Source organism: Pseudobdellovibrionaceae bacterium, assembly GCA_023954155.1.
In the GTDB taxonomy this organism is placed as follows: Bacteria; Bdellovibrionota; Bdellovibrionia; order Bdellovibrionales; family UBA1609; genus JAMLIO01.
Window position 1 is genome coordinate 1 of record JAMLIO010000004.1, and the last position, 19,117, is coordinate 19,117.

A 19,117-nucleotide genomic window follows, 5' to 3' on the forward strand; every position below is an offset into this window, starting at 1 on the left:
TGTCGGCGGCACCTTGTGCTGCACCTGCATGAATACGTTGCCCGAGTAAAACGGCGGCTTGCCCGTCAGCAGTTCGTAGAGCGTCGCCCCCAGCGCATACACGTCGTCCGTTACCGCCGGGTCCTCGCCCATCATCTGCTGCGGGCTCATGTAAACCGGCGTGCCCGACGAACCCGCCTGCGCGCTCACCCGGGTCACGCTCTCGCTCAACGATGCCGCGATCCCAAAATCCAGCACCTTCAGCTCGCCCCGTTGGTTGACCATCAGGTTCGCCGGCTTCAGGTCGCGGTGCACCACCCGCGCCGAGCGGTGCGCGTAATCGAGCGCCCCGCACAACTGCTCCACCCACGGCGCCAGTTTCTCCGGAGTGAAGACCTGGCCGGGCTCGTCCACCCGCAGCGACGACAACGTGTCGCCCGCCACATACTCCATCGACACCGCCGCCGTGTGCCCGTCGGTCACGAAGTCGTGGATCTTCACGATGTGCGGATGCGCGAGGTCCATCGCCCGTCGCACCTCGCGCTTCAAATCCTCGACCGAAGCCCGGTCGTTGGCCACGACTTCGGGCAGGAATTTCAACGCCGTGTCGCGACCCAGCTCATCGTCCCGCGCCCGCCACCCCACCCCCCACCCCCCCCCGCTCACCTTGATCACAATAACCTGCCGCCCCCCCCCCCCCACCCCCAAGGCTGCAAAAAAAACAGAGAACTTAGTTGACAAAAAGCTTAAAAATCGCCAGAACTTAGCCTTTAGTGTGTGTTACAAATATTCTGTTAAGGGCCTCTGGCCAACTGATAGAGAGTTGTAATGCCGCTTTTTTTGTGTCCAATTTTTTGCAATTAACACTGTAAGTATTTGGAATTTATAGGTAATTAGTGAGCCTCTTTAGTTAATTAAATGCTCAGAAAGAAGGGTGACAAACGTGCAAAGTCAGAAAATCAGAATCCGTTTAAAGTCTTTTGATCATAAGTTACTTGATCAATCTACGAAAGAGATCGTAGATACGGCACAAAGAACAGGAGCTAAGGTTACAGGTCCAATTCCTCTACCAACAAGAATCAATAAGTACACAGTGCTTAGATCTCCTCACGTAGATAAAAAATCTCGCGAACAATTTGAGATCCGCACTCATAAGAGACTATTAGATATTCTTGAGCCTACACAACAAACAGTGGATCAATTGATGAAATTAGATCTATCTGCGGGTGTACATGTTGAAATCAAACTAAGCAAAGTTGAGAAGTAGAGGGTAACATGTCAGAAACTAACAATGAAACAAATGTAGTAGCTGAAGAGACTCAAACACAAGAAGTCCAAACTTCTGATTCTTCTGCTTCAGTAAATTTAAAAGGTTTTTTTGGATTTAAAAGAGGAATGTCTGCTGTGTATAGCGAAAGCGGCGAGAGAATTCCTGTGACTGTTCTAGAGTGCAAACCTTGGACAATCACTCAAATCAAAACTCAAGAAAAAGATGGTTACACAGCAGTGCAAATCTCTGGTGACCCTAAGAAAGCCAAAAACAGCTTAAAGTCTGAACTAGGTCATGTGAAAAAAGCAGGACTTGATTCTGCTCCTAGACATTCTGGTGAAATCCGCCAAGAGCTTCCTGAAGGTGTAGCAGTGGGACAAAAAGTCACTGTAGCCTCTTTTGAAAAAGGTCAGACAGTAAAAGTGACTGCGACTTCAAAAGGTAAAGGTTTTTCTGGTGTGATGAAACGTTACGGTTTTGGTGGTGGTCCTGCCTCTCACGGATCTGGCTTCCACAGAAAACCAGGTTCTATCGGTAACCGTGAATTTCCAGGTCGCGTACAGCCTGGTAAAAAAATGGCAGGTCAACATGGGAATAAACCAGTGACTGTTAAAGGCTTGGAAGTTGTTGATGTAATTCCTGAGAAGAATGTTCTTTTATTAAAAGGTTCTGTACCAGGTGCAACTAACAGTTTAGTTAAAATCGTGAAGCTGTAGAAGGATCGAGGATAAAATGGCAACTATAGACGTATTAAATTGGAAAAATTCAAAAGTGGGTCAAGTAGATTTATCTGCTGATATCTTTGAACGCCCTGTAAGAAAAGATCTTTTACAGACTGTTGTGAAATGGCAGTTGGCAAAAAGAAGACAAGGTACACACATGACTAAAACTAAAGGTTTAGTCAGTGGTGGTGGAGCAAAACCTTACAAACAAAAAGGAACAGGTAATGCCCGTAGAGGTTCTAGTCGTTCTCCACTTATTCGTGGTGGTGGTGTGATTTTTGGACCACAACCAAGAGATTACTCTTACACACTTCCTAAGAAGCAAAGAATTGCGGCTCTTAAAACAGCTCTTTCTTATTTGTATGCTGAAGGAAAGCTTAAAGTGGTTGATAAATTTGAGTCTACTGGAAAGACAAAAGAAGCAGCTCAAAACCTACAAGCTATTGGTGTGAAAAAAGCAGTATGTGTGGGAACAGATAAAGAGGCTACATTTGCAAGAGCCACTCGTAATATCCCTACTTATTTATATTTAACTGCGGAATCTATGAACGTGTATGACCTTTTAAAGTACGACCAAGTTGTTCTTGAAAAAGACTCTGTTCAAAAGATCCAAGAGAAATTAGGAGCGGAGGCATAAAATGATCGGTGTAATTAAAAGACCATTAGTAACTGAAAAGATCTCCATGCTTTCTGAAAAAGGCATTTATGCTTTTGAAGTAGACCGCAAAGCTACAAAAACAGAAGTTAAGAATCTTATAGAAAAGAATTTCGACGTAAAAGTAGAGTCTGTGAAAACTTTAATCTGCCGTGGACGTTCAAAAAGAACTGTGCAAGGTCAAACTAAAGTCAAATATTGGAAGAAGGCTCTGGTAAAACTTAAAAAAGGCGAAAAACTGTCGCTATTTGAGGGAGCATAAGCATGGGAATTAGAGTTTTAAGACCTAGACATAACAGTTTAAGAAATCGCTCTGTTTCTGATTTTAAAGAGATCACAAAAGCAACTCCAGAAAAGAGTTTGACTGAGCCTTTAAATAAAAAAGCATCCAGAAACAACTTCGGTAGAATCACTATGCGCCATGCAGGTGGTGGACATAAAAGAAGATACCGTGTGATTGATTTCAAAAGAATCAAGAGAGACATCGAAGGTACAGTAGCTGCGATTGAGTACGATCCAAACAGAACGTGCCGTATTGCTCTGATCAACTACCCTGATGGTGACAAGGCTTATATCTTGGCTCCAGTAGGATTAGAGGTTGGAAGCAAAGTGATCTCGAGTAACAAAGCTGATATCAAGCCAGGTAACTGCTTAGATTTAGCTGTGATCCCAGCGGGTACAACGATCCATAACGTGGAGTTGCGTCCTGGCAAAGGTGGTCAGTTAGTTCGTGGTGCAGGTGTTGGTGCCTCTTTGGTGGCTAAACTTGGAAAATACTGCCAAGTTAAATTGCCAAGTGGTGAAGTTCGTTTAGTGCTTTCCACTTGTAAGGCTACAATTGGTCAAGTGGGCAATACAGATCATGAAAATATTAAATTAGGTAAAGCTGGTCGTAAAAGATGGATGGGTATTAGACCTACAGTTCGCGGTATGGCGATGAACCCTATTGATCACCCACTTGGTGGTGGTGAAGGTGTGGGTAAAGGACATCACCCAGTGAGTCCATGGGGTCAACCTTCTAAGGGTTACAAAACTAGAAAAAATAAACGCACTAGCAATATGATTGTTAAGAGAAGAAGTAAGTAAGGAGTAGATTGTGTCTAGATCATTAAAAAAAGGTCCATTTGTTGATGAGCATCTGATGAAGAAAATTGAAAACGCAATTTCTACAGGTGACAAAAAAGTGATTAAAACTTGGTCGCGCAGATCTACTGTACTTCCTGAGTGCACAGGTCTTACGTTTGCAGTTCACAACGGTCGTAAGTTTGTCCCAGTTTACGTTCAAGACAATATGGTAGGTCACAAGTTCGGTGAATTTGCTCCTACTAGAACATACACTGGTCATGGCGATAAAAAAGGTAAATAGGTCGGAGTAAAAAATGGAAGTAAAAGCTAGTTTAAAATATGCACGAATTGGAACACAGAAAGCACGTTTAGTGGCTGATTTGGTTCGTGGTAAAGACGTGAATGAGGCTCTTCAAACTTTGGCCTTCACTGAAAAGAAAGGTGCCGTTTTGATTAAGAAGTTAATCGAATCTGGTGTTGCCAATGCTGAGCAAAAGAAAGTGATTGATGTGGACAATCTTTATGTAAAGACCATCACAGTAGATCAAGGTCCAATGCTAAAAAGATTTACACCAAGAGCAAAGGGCAGTGCTTCAGGTATTTTGAAGAAAATGAGTCACATCAACATCGTTTTGGATGAAAGATAAGGAAGGCGGGAAAACATGGGTCAAAAGGTTAATCCAATTGGTTTAAGAGTCGGTGTTATCAGAACTTGGGATTCTCGCTGGTATTCCAAAGGTAAAGAGTACGCTACAAACTTACACGAAGATTACAAATTAAGAGAATATGTAAAAAAACAATTAAAACACGCAGGTGTATCTAAAGTTGAAATCGAAAGATCGGCACAAAAAGTAAAAGTGATCGTTTCAACTGCACGTCCTGGTGTGGTGATCGGTAAAAAAGGTTCTGGTATCGATCAATTAAGAGTGCAATTGCAAGCCTTAACCACAAGTGAAGTGCATGTGAGCATTCAAGAGGTGCGTAAACCTGATGTGGATGCTCAATTGGTGGCTTCTAACATTGCTATGCAACTTGAGAAAAGAATTTCATGGAGAAGAGCTTTAAAGAAAGCTATCGCTGCGGCGTCTCGTGGTGGTGTTCGTGGAATTAAAGTGCAAGTGAGTGGAAGATTAGATGGTGCAGAAATTGCGCGTACGGAATGGTACAACGAAAAGAGCGTTCCATTACATACATTAAGAGCAGACATTGATTACGGTACAGCAGAGGCTTTAACAGCTTATGGAATTATCGGAATGAAAGTTTGGATTTATCGTGGAGATGTTCTTTCTATGAAAGAAGTCGAGGAGGCAGGTCGTGTTAAGTCCTAAGAAGATTAAATGGCGTAAACAAAGAAAAGGTCGCATCAAAGGTAAAGCCACCCGTGGAACTGATATCAGCTTCGGAGACTTCGCTTTACAAACTACAGAGATGGGACGCATCACGGCTCGTCAGATTGAGGCCAGTCGTATTGCGATCAGTAGATCGGTAAAAAGAGGCGGTAAGCTTTGGATCAGAATTTTCCCAGATAAACCTATTACTAAAAAGCCTGCTGAGGTGAGAATGGGTTCGGGTAAAGGAAGTGTGGAATTATGGGTAGCACCTGTAAAACCAGGTCGCATTTTGTTTGAAATGAACGGTGTGACTCGCGAACAAGCTAAAGAAGCTTTTAGACTTGCAGCTCATAAACTTCCCGTAAAAACAAAGTTTCTTGAGAAGGAAGAGGCATAATCATGAAGTTCAAAGAAATTAAAGATTTAACAGTTGAAGAGCTAAGAAAGCGTGAAGGGTCACTAAGAACCGAACTTTTCATGGTGAAGATGAAGCACGCTTTAGGTCAGGTTGCCAATCCTCTTTTAGTAAGAGGTTTAAGACGTGACATTGCTAAAGTGAAAACTTCCATCAACCAAAAGTTGGCGAAGTAGGAGTGAGCTATGAGTGAAAATGAAGTAAAAAAACGCGGTCGTAAAATTGAAGTTGTTGGTGAAGTGATCAGCGATAAAATGGACAAGACAATTTCTGTAAAAATATTTAGAAATGTAAAACATCCTAAATATCAGAAGTATGTGAAAAGAACGTCTGTATTTAAAGCTCACGATGAAAAGAACATTGCTAAAGTTGGTGATAAAGTTCGTATCATGGAGACTCGTCCATTGAGTAAAACGAAAAGATGGCAACTTTCTGCAATTCTTGGAGCTGATGGTAAAGAGGTGCAGAGATGATTCAAGTACAAACACGTTTAAATGTGGCAGATAATTCTGGCGCAAAAGAAGTTCAATGTATTAAAGTTTTAGGCGGTTCTAAAAGAAGAACTGCTGGAGTCGGTGACATCATCGTGGTTTCTATTAAGCAGGCCATTCCTAACTCTAAAGTTAAAAAAGGGGATGTAGCAAAAGCTGTGATCGTTAGAACTATTCACAAGATTCGCAGACCAGATGGCAGCTATATCCGTTTTGATGAGAACTCTGCCGTTTTATTAAATAACAATAAAGAGCCAATTGGAACTCGTATTTTTGGACCAGTTGCTAGAGAGTTAAGAGCAAAATCTTTTATTAAGATTGTATCTCTAGCTCCTGAGGTTCTGTAGGAGATATGATGAGTTACACTAAAAATTTATATGATAAAGAAGTAGTTCCAGCTCTTAAAAAAGAGCTTAACACTGAGAACATCATGAAAGTTCCTACGATTGAAAAGATCGTAATCAACACATGTATCAGTGAAGCAGTTCAAAACCCGAAGTTATTAAACGTAGCTGTAGATGAATTGTCTGCAATTACTGGCCAAAAAGCTGTGGTCACTAAAGCTAAAAAAGCGATTGCAAACTTCAAATTAAGAGAAGGTATGCCGCTAGGTGCGCGTGTGACATTACGTCGTGAAAAGGCTTGGGCATTTATGGATCGTTTGGTTCATTTAGCACTTCCAAGTGTAAGAGACTTTAGAGGTATTTCTCCTAAAGGCTTTGACGGACGTGGTAACTACAATATGGGAGTTAAAGAACAGATTATTTTCCCAGAAATCAGTTACGATAAAGTTGATAAAGTAAGAGGTATGAACATTACAATTTGTACCACAGCAAAAACCGACGCAGAAGGAAAGGCGCTTTTAGAAAAGCTAGGTATGCCTTTCAGAAGTAAGTAGAGGAGTGATAATGGATACTATTGCTGACTTCATAACAAGAATTAGAAACGCTGGATTTGCAAAACACGAAAAAGTGGATATTGCGAGTTCAAAGATTAAAGAAGGTATTGCTCGTATTCTTAAGGACCACGGTTATATTAAAACATTCCGTGTGGCTCAAGATGGCAAGCAAGGACTCATGCGTGTTTATTTAAATTACGACAAGACAGGCCGCCCTGCAATTGAGAGCATCCAAAGAGTGAGTCGTCCAAGTAAGCGTGTGTATGTGAAAAGCACTGAAATTCCTCAAGTTCGTTCTGGCTATGGGATTACAATCCTAAGTACGAATAAGGGTGTTTTAAGTGGTGAAGAAGCTACTACCAGTAATGTGGGTGGCGAAATTTTATTAAAGATTTGGTAGGTATAAAATGTCTAGAATTGGAAAATTACCTGTTAAAGTTGAAGACAAAGTGAACGTAGAGATCAAAGACACTTTGGTGACAATTAAAAACGGAAACAAAGTTCAAGAAGTTCGTGTTACTGGTCCTATCAAAGTAGAACTTAAAGATGGGGCGATCCAAGTGACTCGCGAAAATGATGAGCCAAAAACAAAAGCTCTGCACGGTCTTTACCGAAGACTTATTGGGAACGCTATGACAGGTGTTTCTAAAGGTTGGTCCAAAGCCCTGATCCTTAATGGTGTCGGGTACAGAGCCAACGTTGCGGGTAAAAACCTAGAGCTAACTCTTGGGTTTAGTCATCCCATTAGCTTCCCAATCCCTGAAGGTATTGAGATTAAAGTGGATAAACAAACTAACGTGTCTATCACAGGAGCTGACAAAGCTTTGGTAGGGCAGGTTGCAGCTAAAATCCGTGGATTCAGACCACCAGAGCCATTCCTTGGTAAAGGTATTCGCTATGATGATGAAGTGATCCGCAGAAAAGCTGGTAAGTCTGGCGGTAAATAAGAGAGGTATGTGAAATGAAATTAAAGATTAACAAATCAATGAGCGAAAGATTAAAAGCTCGCTTAAAAAACAAGATTCGTATCAGAAGAAAAGTAACTGGTACTGTTGAAAGACCTCGCTTAACTGTATTCAGATCTTCAAAATACATCTATGCGCAACTGGTGGATGATGTGAATGGAGCAACTTTAGCGTCAGTGTCTTCTTCAGGTATCAGTGGCCTAAAAGGAACAAGCAATTGCGATGCAGCTAAATCTGTAGGCGCAAAGATTGCTGAGATTGCTAAAGGTAAGAACATTGAAAAAGTAGTATTTGATAGAAACGGTTATGTTTATCACGGCAAAGTTAAAGCTTTAGCAGAAGGTGCTAGAGAAGCTGGGTTACAATTTTAAGGAACGAGGGTGAGTGTGGAAACAACAACAAATCAAGAATTTGAAGAAAGAGTTGTAGCGATTAACAGAGTTGCCAAAGTGGTAAAGGGCGGTAGACGCTTTTCCTTCTCGGCTCTTGTGATTGCTGGAGACGGAACGGGCTCTGTAGGTTTTGGAACAGGCAAAGCTAACGAAGTTCCAATGGCGATCAGCAAAGCAGCTCGTATCGCAAAAAAGAATGCGACTCCATTTACAATGAAAGAAAACAGAACCATCCCTCATGAAGTGATTGGTACTTTTGGTGCGGCTAAGGTGGTATTGATCCCTGCGGCTCCAGGTACTGGTGTGATTGCTGGTGGTGCTGTGAGAGCGGTTTTAGAGTCAGTAGGAATTAAGGACATCCTTACAAAATGTGTGGGAACAAGAAACCCCCATAATGCAGTAAGAGCGACTTTAGATGGCTTAGCACAACTGACTGATAAGACTTTAAAAGAAAGATTGGACGTGTAATATGGCAAAATCATTTCATGTAAAATTAGTAAAAAGCCGTAATGGTGCTACAAAAACTCAGCTTGCGACTTTGGACGCCATGGGTTTACGTAAGATTGGGTCTGAAAAGGTATTGGCTGATAATGAAGCTAACCGTGGTCAGATCTTTAAAATGCAACATTTGTTAAAGGTGACTCCACAGTAGTCAGCTTTAATGCCTGCTGTTTATGCAGGTATAGGTCGCCCGCTCGTTTGAGCGGTAGGTATAAATATCTAGGTTTAGGAATTTAGGAGCAGAATATGTCTTTATTGTCAGAGCTAAAAATTAACAAAGGTGCAACACACTCTAAGAAAAGAATTGGTCGTGGTGACGGTTCTGGCCAAGGAAGTACAGCAGGTAAAGGTCATAAAGGTCAAAAAGCAAGATCTGGCGGTAAAGTGCGTGTAGGTTTTGAAGGTGGTCAAATGCCACTGATGAGACGTTTACCTAAGTTTGGATTTTCAAACGCCCAGTTTAAGAATGTTTATGAAATCGTGACTACAGGTCAGTTGAATAAATTTAGCGGTGATGTCACACTGGAAACCCTTCAGACTGCGGGTTTGGTTAAAAAAGGTGACGTTAAGGTTAAGGTATTGACCAAAGGCGAAATTAAGACGAACCTCAATTTGAAAGTACATAAAATTAGCGAATCAGCAAAAGCGGCTATTGAAAAAGCCGGAGGAACAGTCGAGGTCATCTAGTGTCAAATGCGGTTGAAGCCATAACAAAAAACAGCAGCTTAAAAAACAAACTTCTTTTCACTTTAGGAATGCTTGCCATCTACAGGATCGGGGTTCAAGTTCCGTCTCCTGGTTTGGATGGAGCGGCAGTGATGTCGTTCTTCCAATCTCAAAGTGGTGGGTTATTTGGTCTTTTTAACACCTTCACAGGAGGAGCGTTAGAAAGATTCAGTATTTTTGCCTTAGGCGTAATGCCTTACATCTCGGCTTCGATCATTTTCCAGATCTTACAGGCTGCCGTGCCTTCACTTGAAGCGATGAAAAAAGAAGGCCCTGCAGGACAGAAAAAGATCAGTCAATATACAAGATATGCCACCATCTTACTTTGTTTTGTGCAAGGTTATGCCATGGCCAATTGGATGGCTTCAGAAAGCAGTCCAGATGGAAGCCCTCTGGTGATCACTCCTATGTTTGGTTTTGTGCCGTTCCAAGTGGTGACCATTATGACGTTAACTGCAGGAACATGTTTTTTGATGTGGATCGGTGAACAGATCACTGAACGTGGCATCGGAAACGGAATCAGCTTGATCATCTTTGCGGGGATTGTGTCTGGTATTCCAGGTGGCGCTGCCGCTTTATGGAAGCAAGTCAGTTCTGGCGAAATGGCGGCTTTAGTGGCATTCATCCTTCTTGCGGGAATGGTTGGGGTGATCTCCTTTATTATTTTTATGGAAGTGGCTCAACGTCGTTTACCTATTCAGCATTCACAAAGAGGGACAGGACGTCAGGCGATGCAACAGCCCACAAGTCACTTGCCCTTAAAACTGAACTTTGCAAACGTAATTCCACCCATTTTTGCGTCCAGTTTATTGATGTTCCCAGCTACAATGACTCAGTTTTTTGATAGTCCGTGGTTGGTCTCCCTACAGCAGTCTTTCATGCCTACTGGGGCCTTATATAATATTATCTTTATTGGTTTAGTGGTGTTCTTTTGCTTTTTCTATACAGAAATTGTCTTTAATCCTAAGGACGTGGCAGAAAACCTTAAAAAACAGGGAGGCTTTATCCCTGGTGTTCGTGCGGGAAACAGCACGGCAGAATATATTAAAAGAGTTTTGGACCGTCTGACAGTTGTGGGAGCTATTTACCTGAGTGCAGTTTGTATTATGCCTACGATTGCTACTGAGGCCCTTAAAGTGCCATTTTATTTTGGTGGGACCAGCGTTCTGATTATGGTCGGTGTGGCTTTAGACTTTGTACAACAGGTACAAACTCATATTTTATCTAGCAAATATGAAGGTCTAATGAAAAATATGCGTGTTCGCGGAAGAAGAGTTAGATACTGATATGAAATGCCTATTGCTATTTGGTGCCCCTGGGTCTGGTAAAGGGACCCAATCCGAGCTCTTGAAGACCAAGGGCTTTGCTCATTTGAGCACGGGGGACCTGTTCCGTGAGAACATCAAAAACCAAACTCCACTTGGTATTGAAGCTAAGGCCATCATTGAAAAAGGGGATCTGGTCCCTGATAGCATCACCTTAGGTATGCTTAAAGAGGCGATTGGGTCCTTACAATCTGGACAAGATAAAAATAGCGGACTTACCTATCAGAACTTTATTTTAGATGGTTTCCCAAGAAACTTAAATCAAGCCAAACAGTTAGAGGCTCTTTCTGAGGAACTAGGATTTGCAGTGGAAGCTGTTATTTTCCTAGAGGTTCCTGATAAAGTGCTTTTTGAACGTCTGACAGTGCGTAGACTCTGCAAATCTTGCGGTGCTGTATACCACATGTCCTTTAACCCTCCAGCTCAAGAGGGCGTCTGTGACAAATGTGGCGGAGAGGTCTATCAACGTAAGGATGACTCGGCTGAGGTCATTTCCAACCGTTTAAAGACCTATGCGGACACAACGCTGCCAGTGAAAGGATTCTACGAAAGCCGCGGCAAATTGACCATTTGCTCTGGCGAAGGGACCCCCGAAGAGATTCAAAAAAGAATACTTAAAATTGTTGAAAATTTTTAAAAAGTATTGGACTTCAGCAGACGTGGGTGTTAATTTCCTGCGTTCTTGTATGAATTTTAGTGGGAGTGGCAGATGAAAGTTCGTCCATCAGTGAAACCAATTTGTAAAAAATGTAAGATCATCAAACGCCAAGGCGTCATCCGTGTGATCTGTGAAAATCCTAAACATAAACAAAAGCAGGGGTAATAAATGGCTCGTGTCGCAGGTGTAGATTTACCTAGAAACAAGAGAATGGAAATTGCTTTAACTTATATCTATGGCATTGGCCGAGTTAAAGCTCGTGAAATCTGTAAAGATTTAAACATCAATTTAGATCTTAAATCTGATGATTTAACAGATCAAAACGTTGCAGATCTTAGAGTTTACTTAGAAGAAAAAATCAAAGTTGAAGGGGACCTTCGCAGAGAAGTTGGACTTTCAATTAAGAGACTTATGGACTTGGGTTGCTACAGAGGCTTAAGACATAAAAAAGGTTTGCCTGTAAGAGGACAAAGCACTCGTCAGAATGCAAGAACTCGTAAGGGACCTAAGAAAACTGTAGCTAACAAGAAAAAAGCAGTTTAAGGCTTGAGGTAAATAATGGCTGTTGATAAAAACAAAGCAATCAAAAAGAAATCTAAGAAAAACGTTCCAGTAGGTCGCTGCTATATCAATGCGGCTTTTGGTAATATCATTATCTCTGTGACTGATCCTGCGGGCAATGTGATCGCATGGTCATCTGCAGGCGTGTTAGGCTTCAAAGGAAGTCGTAAAGGAACTCCTTATGCGGCTCAAGTGACTGCAGAGGACGCACTTAAAAAAGCTCAAGATCAAGGTATTAAAGCTGTAGATGTTTACCTAAAAGGACCAGGTGCTGGTCGTGAACCTGCAGTGAGAACAATCGCTTCTGTTGGAATCAAAGTGAACTCTTTTAGAGACATCACTCCCATTCCACATAACGGTTGCCGCCCACCCAAAAGAAGACGCGTATAAGGAGAAGATCAATGGAACAGCATTATTATAAGTTTTGGACAGATTTAATCACTCCTCGCTCTTTTGAAACAGAAGATAGAAGTGCGACGTATGGTCGTTTCAAGGTTGAGCCTTTAGAAAAAGGCTATGGAATGACTTTGGGTAACTCTTTAAGACGAGTTTTATTAAGCTCAATGATGGGCTCAGCAGTGACTGCTGTGAAACTTGGTGGAGTGTTACACGAGTTCAGCACTCTTCCAGATATTATGGAAGATGTGACAGATATTATTTTAAACTTAAAAGAAATCCGTTTTAAGCAATACAGCTCAGAGCCTCAAGTTCTAAGAATTAGAAAGTCAGGTGTGGGTGCTGTAACAGCTGCGGATATCGAAACTAACTCTAACGTTGAAGTTTTAAACCCAGCTCAGCATATTGCGACACTTGGTAAGAACGCTAATTTTGACGCTGAAATTGTAGTTTCTTTTGGCCGTGGTTACGAGCCTGCGGAAATGCACAGTGAAGGTTTAGATGTAGGGTTCATTCCAGTGGATGCTTTATTCAGTCCTATTAAGCGTGTGAACTACCAAGTCGCCAACGCCCGTGTAGGACAAAGAACAGACTATGACTCTTTAGAGCTTGAACTTTGGACAGATGGTTCTTTAAGACCAGATGAGGCTTTATCTTTAGCTTCTAAAATCTTAAAAGAGCAACTTCAGGTGTTTGTCACTTTTGATGAAAGTGTTGAGCCTGCTGTGAGTGAAACTGAAGAGTTAGTGCCTACTTTGAATGAGAACCTATTTAGACCTGTTGAAGACCTTGAGTTGAGTGTTCGCAGTGCAAACTGTCTAAAGAACGCCAACATTCGTTTCATTGGTGAATTGGTGACTCGCTCTGAAGGCGAAATGCTTAAGACTAAAAACTTTGGTCGTAAATCATTGAATGAAATCAAAGACATTTTGGTTCGCATGGGACTTGGCTTGGGAATGAAGATTGAAGGTTGGCCGCCTCCAGGATGGGATCCTAATAACCCACCTGTAATCAGCAGACCTTCTGCCGAAAATGCAGATAACACAGATATGAACTAATTGAGGTAAGTGATGAGACATAAGGTAGTTAAAAACTCATTTGGAAGAAGACCTGGTCCACGTAAAGCGTTGATCAGAGGTCTAGTAGATGCTTTAGTTGAGCACGGTCGTATCAAAACGACTTTAACAAAAGCTAAAGTGATTCGTGGTAAAGTTGAAAGAGCCATCACTAAAGGCAAAGAGAACACAGTTCATGCAAAAAGAGTGGTTTTACAAAAGTACCCTAACCCAAATACTGTAGAGACCATTTTTAATGATCTATCTAAGAGATTTAAAGATCGTCCAGGTGGTTACACACGTATTATTAAATTGGGTGCAAGAACTGGTGACAGTGCTCCGATGGCCTACATTGAGTTTGTAGATTACAATCCTGCTGATAAAAAGGTAGTGGATGTAGCGGCTCAAAAAGAGGTTACAGCTAAGAAGGCCACAACTCTTAGAAAGAGAAAAAGAAAGATTCAAGAAAAATCTAGAATCGTGAACCGATAATCTAACAAAGTACCACGTCTTCTAAGAGGTGTTGCTTGTGATTTTTAGAGTGCAGAACATAACAGGTGATCGCACGATAAAACAAAAAACGCGCTTAAAAGAGCGCGTTTTTTTTATTTTTGAATCTTCCTGTAGTCTTTGATAGAACGGCAGAATGCACAACGCACTAGTTTGGGATAGAAGTGTAAAAGTGCACGATAAAGGGATGTTTTATGAAATCAACACGTAAGTTGGCCATTTGGGTTTTAAGTTTCCTCATCTTTGCAACGGTGGGTGGATATGCCGTCATGAAGTTTGTTAAAGAGTCTATGGATGCTAAACGCTATAAAGGCATAGATTCTACCTTGTCTTCGCTAGAGAAGCTAAAGCAGATGCAAGCCTCAGGGGCACCAGATTTTGAATTTAAAGTGATCCATCCCTTTGCAAAACAGGGTGTGGGAGCATCTGATATCGATGGCAAGCCAGTGGCTCTTTCACAATATAAAGGCAAAGTGATCCTTTTAAACTTTTGGGCCAGTTGGTGTGAGCCCTGTATTAAAGAGTTCCCAGACTTGATCTCCTTAGTGAATAAGGTGCCAGGGGTAGTTGTGATAGCAATAAGCCGTGACAATCAACAGGAGGACGCAGAGGGCTTTATACGAGCCTTTCCTGAGTCACGAGGCAAGATCACCTTTGGTTGGGACCCTGACGGGGATATCACCCGCATGTACGGCACTGAGGTGCTGCCAGAATCTATCATCATCAAAAAAGACTTTAAGGTCGATAAAAAGGTCTCGGGCATAGAGGCTTGGGCCTCTGACACGATTGTGAACTACTTTAAGTTTTTAACTGATCAAGATTGACCTTATGGGTTAATAATTTTCTCGTTATATTTTTGTTACGCACACTTCAGTGGATTGACCTGGAGCTGAGGCACTATGGTATGCACTCGGGTACAAACAAAAACAGAGGGGAAAATATGAAAAAACTAATTTTAATTGCATTTACTGTTATGGGCTTTTCAATGGCTGCAAGTGCGCAAGAAACAATCAATGAAATCACAAGATTAAATACATTGTTGTTTGATGGACAAGACCTCACGGTGGGTTACCGTATAGGTGGTGGCTGTGCGACTCATGAAACACGCATCAGTGTAGAACTAGTCAAACTTGCAGATCCCAACGATTACTTTAGCCGTAACGTATTTGAAGTGAAAGTGTTTGATGTGACTCCAAACCCTGATTACTGTGAAGCACTTTTATATCCTACATATAAGGTTAACCTAAAAGATATGATCCAAGCCGAGGCTCAAAAGAAAGGTTTAAATGCCTACGATGTAGAAGTGACCTTCCCATCGGTTGACGTTCGTATTCGCTAAAATTTTTCTGGCTATTAGGGCGCGATTTAAAACTTCAGTTTTTTTAATGCGTCCTTAGCCTTATCTTTGATCTTATCTACCTGTTCGTCTTTAATTTTTGCTTCTAATTTTTGAAGTTCAGTTTGTAGTAGCTGATCTATGTTTTGGCTTTCTTTATCTAAAAGATTTACGTCTCCTAAGTAGGGTTTAATGTACTTGGTTTGAATGGATTTCAACGAGTTGTCAGCCAGAGCTTGGACTTGATTTTGAACCTGCTCAATCTCTCCAGAAAAATGTCCTTTGATGCCGTCGCTGACCTTTTGTCCTAGGGAACTTTTAATCAGCATATCAGGATCAAGGAAATTTCCCTTTAAGAACACATCCACATTAAAGTTAGGCAAATTTGCAAAGATGGGCTGAAGGATCTTTTGAATATCCGTCTTACTGCTTTCAAAAAGAAATTTTGCATCTTTGAATTGATTAAAGAACCCAAAATCAGAGAGTTGGAGTTCTGCGATGCTCCCTTTAAGAGCGCCATGAACAGAAGCCTGTTCAAGAAACAATTTTAAAGAAGAGTCATTAAAAATTTTAAATGAACTGATGGGATACCAAGCCGACACATTAAAGCTTTCACCCATTTTTTGCAGGTGATGGTTGAGCTTAATATCAATATTTATATCTTCAAATTTATGCTGAGGAATATCTCCGCGTAAGAAGATCTCAAGGGGCTTACCAATGGTTTTTTGGTTGTCAGCAATGTTTAAAACATGGCCTTTAAAATTTTGTAAGTCTTGGTGGGTTTTGGATTTGCCATCAATATTTAATTTCTTAATCCATAATTTGGGACGAATATGTTTGCCAAAGTGAATGTACTCTCCAGTTTCGGCAATGGTCTGCTTAAGAAGAGTTTTGTATTCTGCTTCTAAAGTTGTGGTAGCTTCCTCGGTGGTGGCAGCAGTGTCAGTACGGGCTGAAGATTCAAGTTGGCCACGTAAGGCATCTGTGGCTTTACTGCCAAGGCGATCTTCGACGGCCTTTTCAGAGTTTTTACGAGCTTGAGTGATCCAGTGTTGGATCAGATAAAAACGAGTTTGGAATAGATTGCCAAAAAACTCCTGTGAAAAGCTGGCTGGACTGATGTCAGGAAATTTAAATTTAGCTTTCACTTCAGAGAGTTTACTTTGAATGTCTTTTTGCAGCCTGGCTTCGATGTTTTTTATATCGTCAAGTTCAGACTTAATGTCAGATTTTAAATTTTTGAGCTCATCGCGAGTGGACTTGGCCTCTGTGACTAACTTTTTGGTGGCGGAAAGTGCAGTCATCCATTCCGCACTGGTGTCGGGAGTTTGGTTGAGTTTTTTGGCCTGAGCAATAAGGCCTTCATACTTTTCTTTTTTAAAATGGGACTGAATCTCTTTGGCTTTGAGTTTCTTTTTGTCCAAAAGATTTTTGTAGTCGTCTTCGAGTTTTTTAAGATTCAGGTCCTGGGAGATCTTTTTCAGTTCCTGATTGTAGTCTTTGTTCTTTGAAAAATTATAAAGGTTTTCAAAGATGCTTCCTTCAAATTTCTTGTCGAAGGCCTGCTGTTTGCTGCCCTTAAAGTCTGTAGAAATAGAAATCAAACGCTGGCTTTCAGGAGACACATACCCCTTTTTCTTGCGGGGAGAATTGACCTTTAGGCCCTCAAGATAAGCATTGTCGCTGGTGATCGACATGAACATCAGGTCTTTACGGTTCAGCTCAATGGCAAGTTTTCCAATAGAAAATAAGTTCTCCATGGGCTTTTCGTGGTTGGTGAAATCCACGTCTAAAATTTCTAAACTAGGTTTGGCAAGATCAAGCTTCAGACTGCCAATATTGACTTCGGCTCCGTAAGCTTTGGTCATGGATTTTTCTAAGATGTATTTGATGTGTAAATTTAAAAAACAGAAGTAATAAACGGCTAAGAGTCCAAAAATGAGGGCGAGTAGTAAGATGGCCTCTGTTCTAAAAATGCCTTTACGTTTTTTTGTTTTTGCCATTTTAAGCCTCGATTTGATCTAGGTATTTGATGTACAGCAACACTAAAGATGATTTCATAAAAGCCTTATAGGGCCTAGTCTGCTTAAGGCGCGTGAGGACCTTTTCTTGGTATTTGATCACAAGGGTATAAGCCATAATAAAAACAATAGGAAATACCACCAGAGACACCAGAGTGGCCCCTGCTGTGATGGTATAATTGAATTTAAGCCAATGAAATATAGGATGCTCGTACATGGTGGTCCAGAGTGGTTTAAGGGCTTCCATCTCAAGTAAAAACTTGCCCACTTTGTGAAAGGTGGGAATTAGAGGCAGGGAGACGAGGGCAAAAAATGCGGAGCCCAAGAAGAAAGCACCCAGTTGAACTCTGAAAAATAGAGCAATCAAAGCGCTGGTGACCCCTAGGGCTGAAACCCAACCACAGAAACCAGTGAAGATTCCGAGGCTGAATCCAAAGGCCAATAAGAAGGCCCCTTCATTTTGATGTAATAACCTAATAAGTTTGATGAGTTGTCGAATGATAAACATGAATGAAATTGTAGCACCAGTTGAGCTGCGTTGAATAGAGGCTAAAGCGTTTGGCTATTGTGATGCTTGGTGAGTTTTGATTAAAACGCCTGCACTTTGGGTGGTAGGAGAGATTTTAGGGTGCTGGGGTCTTAAAAATCTTGATTTCTGCAATGCAAAATGAGAGTTTTAAACAATTATTTGCCTTGCTATAAAGGCCTTAATTCATTAGTTTTTTGTTTTTACGACTCTATGGTGGCGTAGCTCAGTTGGATAGAGCAACAGCCTTCTAAGCTGTGGGTCGCAGGTTCGACTCCTGCCGCCATCACCATCTTCAACATCTGGAGAGTATTTTTTGGCTAAAGTATTGCTCTTGCCTCTGTTTATGCTCTCGTGGTGTTTATATCAGCTCCCGTACTCTTGGTTTCTAAAGCTAGGCAAAGGCTTTGGGCGTTTTTTACGTTTAATAGGATTTAGGACTCGAATAGTTCGCAATAATATTGATTTGGTTTTTGCAAAAACCATGAGTGAGGATGAGAGAGAAGAGTTTCATAAAAAAGTATTTGAGAATGTCGGAATTTCTTTTTTAGAAATTGTTCGGAATTTTTCTTTATCCAAAGAAGATATTCTTAAAGAGTTAAGAATATCGCCGAAGGACTTAGCGTTTTTAGAAGATTTAAGGCGGAGTAAAGAAGGTGCTGTGTTTATCAGTGCTCATATTGGCAATTGGGAGTTGTTTGCCTGTGGAGTATCGGCAAGAGACTTTCCAGTTTCTGTGATTGCAAAAAAAATGTCGGGAGGAATATCACAAGCTCTGGTTGAGTCTCGACGTAAAGAAACCGCACTTAAGATCATCTATACGGGTGGAACGCTACAAAAAATGGCTGAGGATCTTGGGGAAGGGCGTTTTGTTGGGTTTATGGTGGATCAGCACATGCCTGGCAAAAAAGGGATCAGAGTTAATTTTTTTGGAGTCCCAGCAGCAAGTATTCGTGGCTTATCCAAACTAGCTAAAGAGACCCAGTGTAAGATCATTCCCATGTGTGCTGTGCGTGCAGATGACGGATATCATGATATCGTGCTGTTACCAGAGTTGCCATATATTCATGTCACTGATTCTACGTTAAGTGCTGAAGCCAGATGGGAAAAAGAAGAGTGGTTAAATACTCAAAACTATCAACATGCTATCGAGAAACTTATTATGCATGCCCCAGAACAATGGCTTTGGATTCATCGCAGGTGGAAAGCCAAAAGAGATCCGTTGGACTTTGAATTCGTACTTCCTTAAAGTAACGCCCGAAAATCAGAATATTTTAATAAGGTAAGCGTAATTTGAAAAAAATCTACGACATTTTTTG

General features: G+C 41.4%; 32 protein-coding genes and 1 tRNA gene. 30 read left to right on the top strand and 3 right to left on the bottom strand.

The window, feature by feature from the left end; all coding sequences use genetic code 11:
* The coding region (locus tag M9899_05740) for a serine/threonine protein kinase (GenBank protein ID MCO5113658.1) at positions 1–654 on the bottom strand (654 nt) is incomplete at its 3' end.
* Positions 655–922: 268 nt separating this feature from the next.
* Between M9899_05740 and rpsJ the strand changes: the two genes are divergently transcribed.
* The 28 genes from rpsJ to M9899_05880 all read left to right on the top strand — a co-directional run bounded on the left by rpsJ (position 923) and on the right by M9899_05880 (position 15,254).
* Positions 923–1,246 carry a 30S ribosomal protein S10 gene (rpsJ, locus tag M9899_05745; protein ID MCO5113659.1) on the top strand — a complete coding sequence of 108 codons (324 nt, stop codon included), beginning with the start codon at positions 923–925 and terminating at the stop codon, positions 1,244–1,246.
* A gap of 8 nt (positions 1,247–1,254) precedes the next feature.
* On the top strand, positions 1,255–1,965 hold the full coding sequence (gene rplC, locus M9899_05750; protein ID MCO5113660.1) for a 50S ribosomal protein L3: 711 nt from the start codon (positions 1,255–1,257) through the stop codon (positions 1,963–1,965).
* 16 nt (positions 1,966–1,981) lie between these two features.
* Positions 1,982–2,608 (top strand): 50S ribosomal protein L4, encoded by a 627-nt coding sequence (gene rplD / locus M9899_05755; GenBank protein ID MCO5113661.1) that lies wholly within the window; start codon positions 1,982–1,984, stop codon positions 2,606–2,608.
* Between the two features lies 1 nt (position 2,609).
* The gene (rplW, locus tag M9899_05760; protein ID MCO5113662.1) at positions 2,610–2,888 is read left to right on the top strand and encodes a 50S ribosomal protein L23; all 279 of its coding nucleotides are present in this window, start codon (positions 2,610–2,612) and stop codon (positions 2,886–2,888) included.
* A gap of 2 nt (positions 2,889–2,890) precedes the next feature.
* The gene (gene rplB, locus M9899_05765) at positions 2,891–3,712 is read left to right on the top strand and encodes a 50S ribosomal protein L2 (protein ID MCO5113663.1); all 822 of its coding nucleotides are present in this window, start codon (positions 2,891–2,893) and stop codon (positions 3,710–3,712) included.
* Positions 3,713–3,722: 10 nt separating this feature from the next.
* Positions 3,723–3,992, top strand: coding sequence for a 30S ribosomal protein S19 (rpsS, locus tag M9899_05770; protein MCO5113664.1), 270 nt, complete (start codon positions 3,723–3,725; stop codon positions 3,990–3,992).
* 13 nt (positions 3,993–4,005) lie between these two features.
* The gene (gene rplV / locus M9899_05775) at positions 4,006–4,338 is read left to right on the top strand and encodes a 50S ribosomal protein L22 (protein MCO5113665.1); all 333 of its coding nucleotides are present in this window, start codon (positions 4,006–4,008) and stop codon (positions 4,336–4,338) included.
* A 15-nt stretch (positions 4,339–4,353) separates the two neighbouring features.
* A complete protein-coding gene (gene rpsC / locus M9899_05780) occupies positions 4,354–5,019 on the top strand; it encodes a 30S ribosomal protein S3 (protein MCO5113666.1) in 666 nt (221 codons plus the stop codon).
* Positions 5,006–5,419: a 50S ribosomal protein L16 gene (gene rplP / locus M9899_05785; protein ID MCO5113667.1), complete on the top strand. Its 414-nt coding sequence runs from the start codon at positions 5,006–5,008 to the stop codon at positions 5,417–5,419. Before rpsC ends, rplP begins: the two co-directional genes overlap by 14 nt.
* A gap of 2 nt (positions 5,420–5,421) precedes the next feature.
* The gene (rpmC, locus tag M9899_05790; protein ID MCO5113668.1) at positions 5,422–5,613 is read left to right on the top strand and encodes a 50S ribosomal protein L29; all 192 of its coding nucleotides are present in this window, start codon (positions 5,422–5,424) and stop codon (positions 5,611–5,613) included.
* Positions 5,614–5,622: 9 nt separating this feature from the next.
* Positions 5,623–5,910 carry a 30S ribosomal protein S17 gene (rpsQ, locus tag M9899_05795; protein MCO5113669.1) on the top strand — a complete coding sequence of 96 codons (288 nt, stop codon included), beginning with the start codon at positions 5,623–5,625 and terminating at the stop codon, positions 5,908–5,910.
* Positions 5,907–6,275, top strand: a complete 369-nt coding sequence (rplN, locus tag M9899_05800; GenBank protein MCO5113670.1) for a 50S ribosomal protein L14 — start codon at positions 5,907–5,909, stop codon at positions 6,273–6,275. Before rpsQ ends, rplN begins: the two co-directional genes overlap by 4 nt.
* An 8-nt stretch (positions 6,276–6,283) precedes the next feature.
* A complete protein-coding gene (gene rplE / locus M9899_05805; protein MCO5113671.1) occupies positions 6,284–6,826 on the top strand; it encodes a 50S ribosomal protein L5 in 543 nt (180 codons plus the stop codon).
* Positions 6,827–6,836: 10 nt separating this feature from the next.
* On the top strand, positions 6,837–7,226 hold the full coding sequence (gene rpsH / locus M9899_05810) for a 30S ribosomal protein S8 (GenBank protein MCO5113672.1): 390 nt from the start codon (positions 6,837–6,839) through the stop codon (positions 7,224–7,226).
* Between the two features lie 7 nt (positions 7,227–7,233).
* Positions 7,234–7,773 carry a 50S ribosomal protein L6 gene (gene rplF / locus M9899_05815; GenBank protein ID MCO5113673.1) on the top strand — a complete coding sequence of 180 codons (540 nt, stop codon included), beginning with the start codon at positions 7,234–7,236 and terminating at the stop codon, positions 7,771–7,773.
* Between the two features lie 38 nt (positions 7,774–7,811).
* Entirely contained in the window at positions 7,812–8,162 is a 351-nt protein-coding gene (gene rplR / locus M9899_05820) for a 50S ribosomal protein L18 (GenBank protein MCO5113674.1), read from the top strand.
* A 15-nt stretch (positions 8,163–8,177) separates the two neighbouring features.
* Complete coding sequence (rpsE, locus tag M9899_05825; protein ID MCO5113675.1) at positions 8,178–8,651, top strand: 30S ribosomal protein S5; 474 nt, start codon at positions 8,178–8,180, stop codon at positions 8,649–8,651.
* Between the two features lies 1 nt (position 8,652).
* Positions 8,653–8,835 (top strand): 50S ribosomal protein L30, encoded by a 183-nt coding sequence (gene rpmD / locus M9899_05830; protein MCO5113676.1) that lies wholly within the window; start codon positions 8,653–8,655, stop codon positions 8,833–8,835.
* 95 nt (positions 8,836–8,930) lie between these two features.
* The gene (gene rplO / locus M9899_05835; protein ID MCO5113677.1) at positions 8,931–9,371 is read left to right on the top strand and encodes a 50S ribosomal protein L15; all 441 of its coding nucleotides are present in this window, start codon (positions 8,931–8,933) and stop codon (positions 9,369–9,371) included.
* Positions 9,371–10,696: a preprotein translocase subunit SecY gene (gene secY, locus M9899_05840; GenBank protein MCO5113678.1), complete on the top strand. Its 1,326-nt coding sequence runs from the start codon at positions 9,371–9,373 to the stop codon at positions 10,694–10,696. Before rplO ends, secY begins: the two co-directional genes overlap by 1 nt.
* Position 10,697: 1 nt before the next feature.
* On the top strand, positions 10,698–11,372 hold the full coding sequence (locus M9899_05845) for a nucleoside monophosphate kinase (protein ID MCO5113679.1): 675 nt from the start codon (positions 10,698–10,700) through the stop codon (positions 11,370–11,372).
* A gap of 72 nt (positions 11,373–11,444) precedes the next feature.
* A complete protein-coding gene (gene rpmJ / locus M9899_05850; GenBank protein MCO5113680.1) occupies positions 11,445–11,558 on the top strand; it encodes a 50S ribosomal protein L36 in 114 nt (37 codons plus the stop codon).
* A 3-nt stretch (positions 11,559–11,561) separates the two neighbouring features.
* Positions 11,562–11,936 carry a 30S ribosomal protein S13 gene (gene rpsM, locus M9899_05855; protein ID MCO5113681.1) on the top strand — a complete coding sequence of 125 codons (375 nt, stop codon included), beginning with the start codon at positions 11,562–11,564 and terminating at the stop codon, positions 11,934–11,936.
* 15 nt (positions 11,937–11,951) lie between these two features.
* Complete coding sequence (gene rpsK / locus M9899_05860) at positions 11,952–12,344, top strand: 30S ribosomal protein S11 (GenBank protein MCO5113682.1); 393 nt, start codon at positions 11,952–11,954, stop codon at positions 12,342–12,344.
* Between the two features lie 11 nt (positions 12,345–12,355).
* Positions 12,356–13,408 carry a DNA-directed RNA polymerase subunit alpha gene (locus tag M9899_05865; GenBank protein MCO5113683.1) on the top strand — a complete coding sequence of 351 codons (1,053 nt, stop codon included), beginning with the start codon at positions 12,356–12,358 and terminating at the stop codon, positions 13,406–13,408.
* Positions 13,409–13,420: 12 nt separating this feature from the next.
* Positions 13,421–13,897, top strand: coding sequence for a 50S ribosomal protein L17 (rplQ, locus tag M9899_05870; protein ID MCO5113684.1), 477 nt, complete (start codon positions 13,421–13,423; stop codon positions 13,895–13,897).
* A 371-nt stretch (positions 13,898–14,268) separates the two neighbouring features.
* On the top strand, positions 14,269–14,739 hold the full coding sequence (locus M9899_05875; protein MCO5113685.1) for a TlpA family protein disulfide reductase: 471 nt from the start codon (positions 14,269–14,271) through the stop codon (positions 14,737–14,739).
* A 116-nt stretch (positions 14,740–14,855) separates the two neighbouring features.
* On the top strand, positions 14,856–15,254 hold the full coding sequence (locus M9899_05880; GenBank protein ID MCO5113686.1) for a hypothetical protein: 399 nt from the start codon (positions 14,856–14,858) through the stop codon (positions 15,252–15,254).
* A gap of 26 nt (positions 15,255–15,280) precedes the next feature.
* On the opposite strand, the gene M9899_05885 is transcribed toward M9899_05880, so the two are convergent.
* Positions 15,281–17,254 (bottom strand): TIGR03545 family protein, encoded by a 1,974-nt coding sequence (locus tag M9899_05885; GenBank protein ID MCO5113687.1) that lies wholly within the window; start codon positions 17,252–17,254, stop codon positions 15,281–15,283.
* 1 nt (position 17,255) lies between these two features.
* Positions 17,256–17,780: a TIGR03546 family protein gene (locus M9899_05890; protein ID MCO5113688.1), complete on the bottom strand. Its 525-nt coding sequence runs from the start codon at positions 17,778–17,780 to the stop codon at positions 17,256–17,258.
* Positions 17,781–18,013: 233 nt separating this feature from the next.
* Here M9899_05890 and M9899_05895 point away from each other — a divergent pair.
* Both M9899_05895 and M9899_05900 read left to right on the top strand, forming a co-directional pair.
* Positions 18,014–18,090 (top strand) — tRNA-Arg (locus M9899_05895).
* A gap of 24 nt (positions 18,091–18,114) precedes the next feature.
* Positions 18,115–19,047: a hypothetical protein gene (locus M9899_05900; GenBank protein ID MCO5113689.1), complete on the top strand. Its 933-nt coding sequence runs from the start codon at positions 18,115–18,117 to the stop codon at positions 19,045–19,047.
* Positions 19,048–19,117 lie beyond the last annotated feature (70 nt).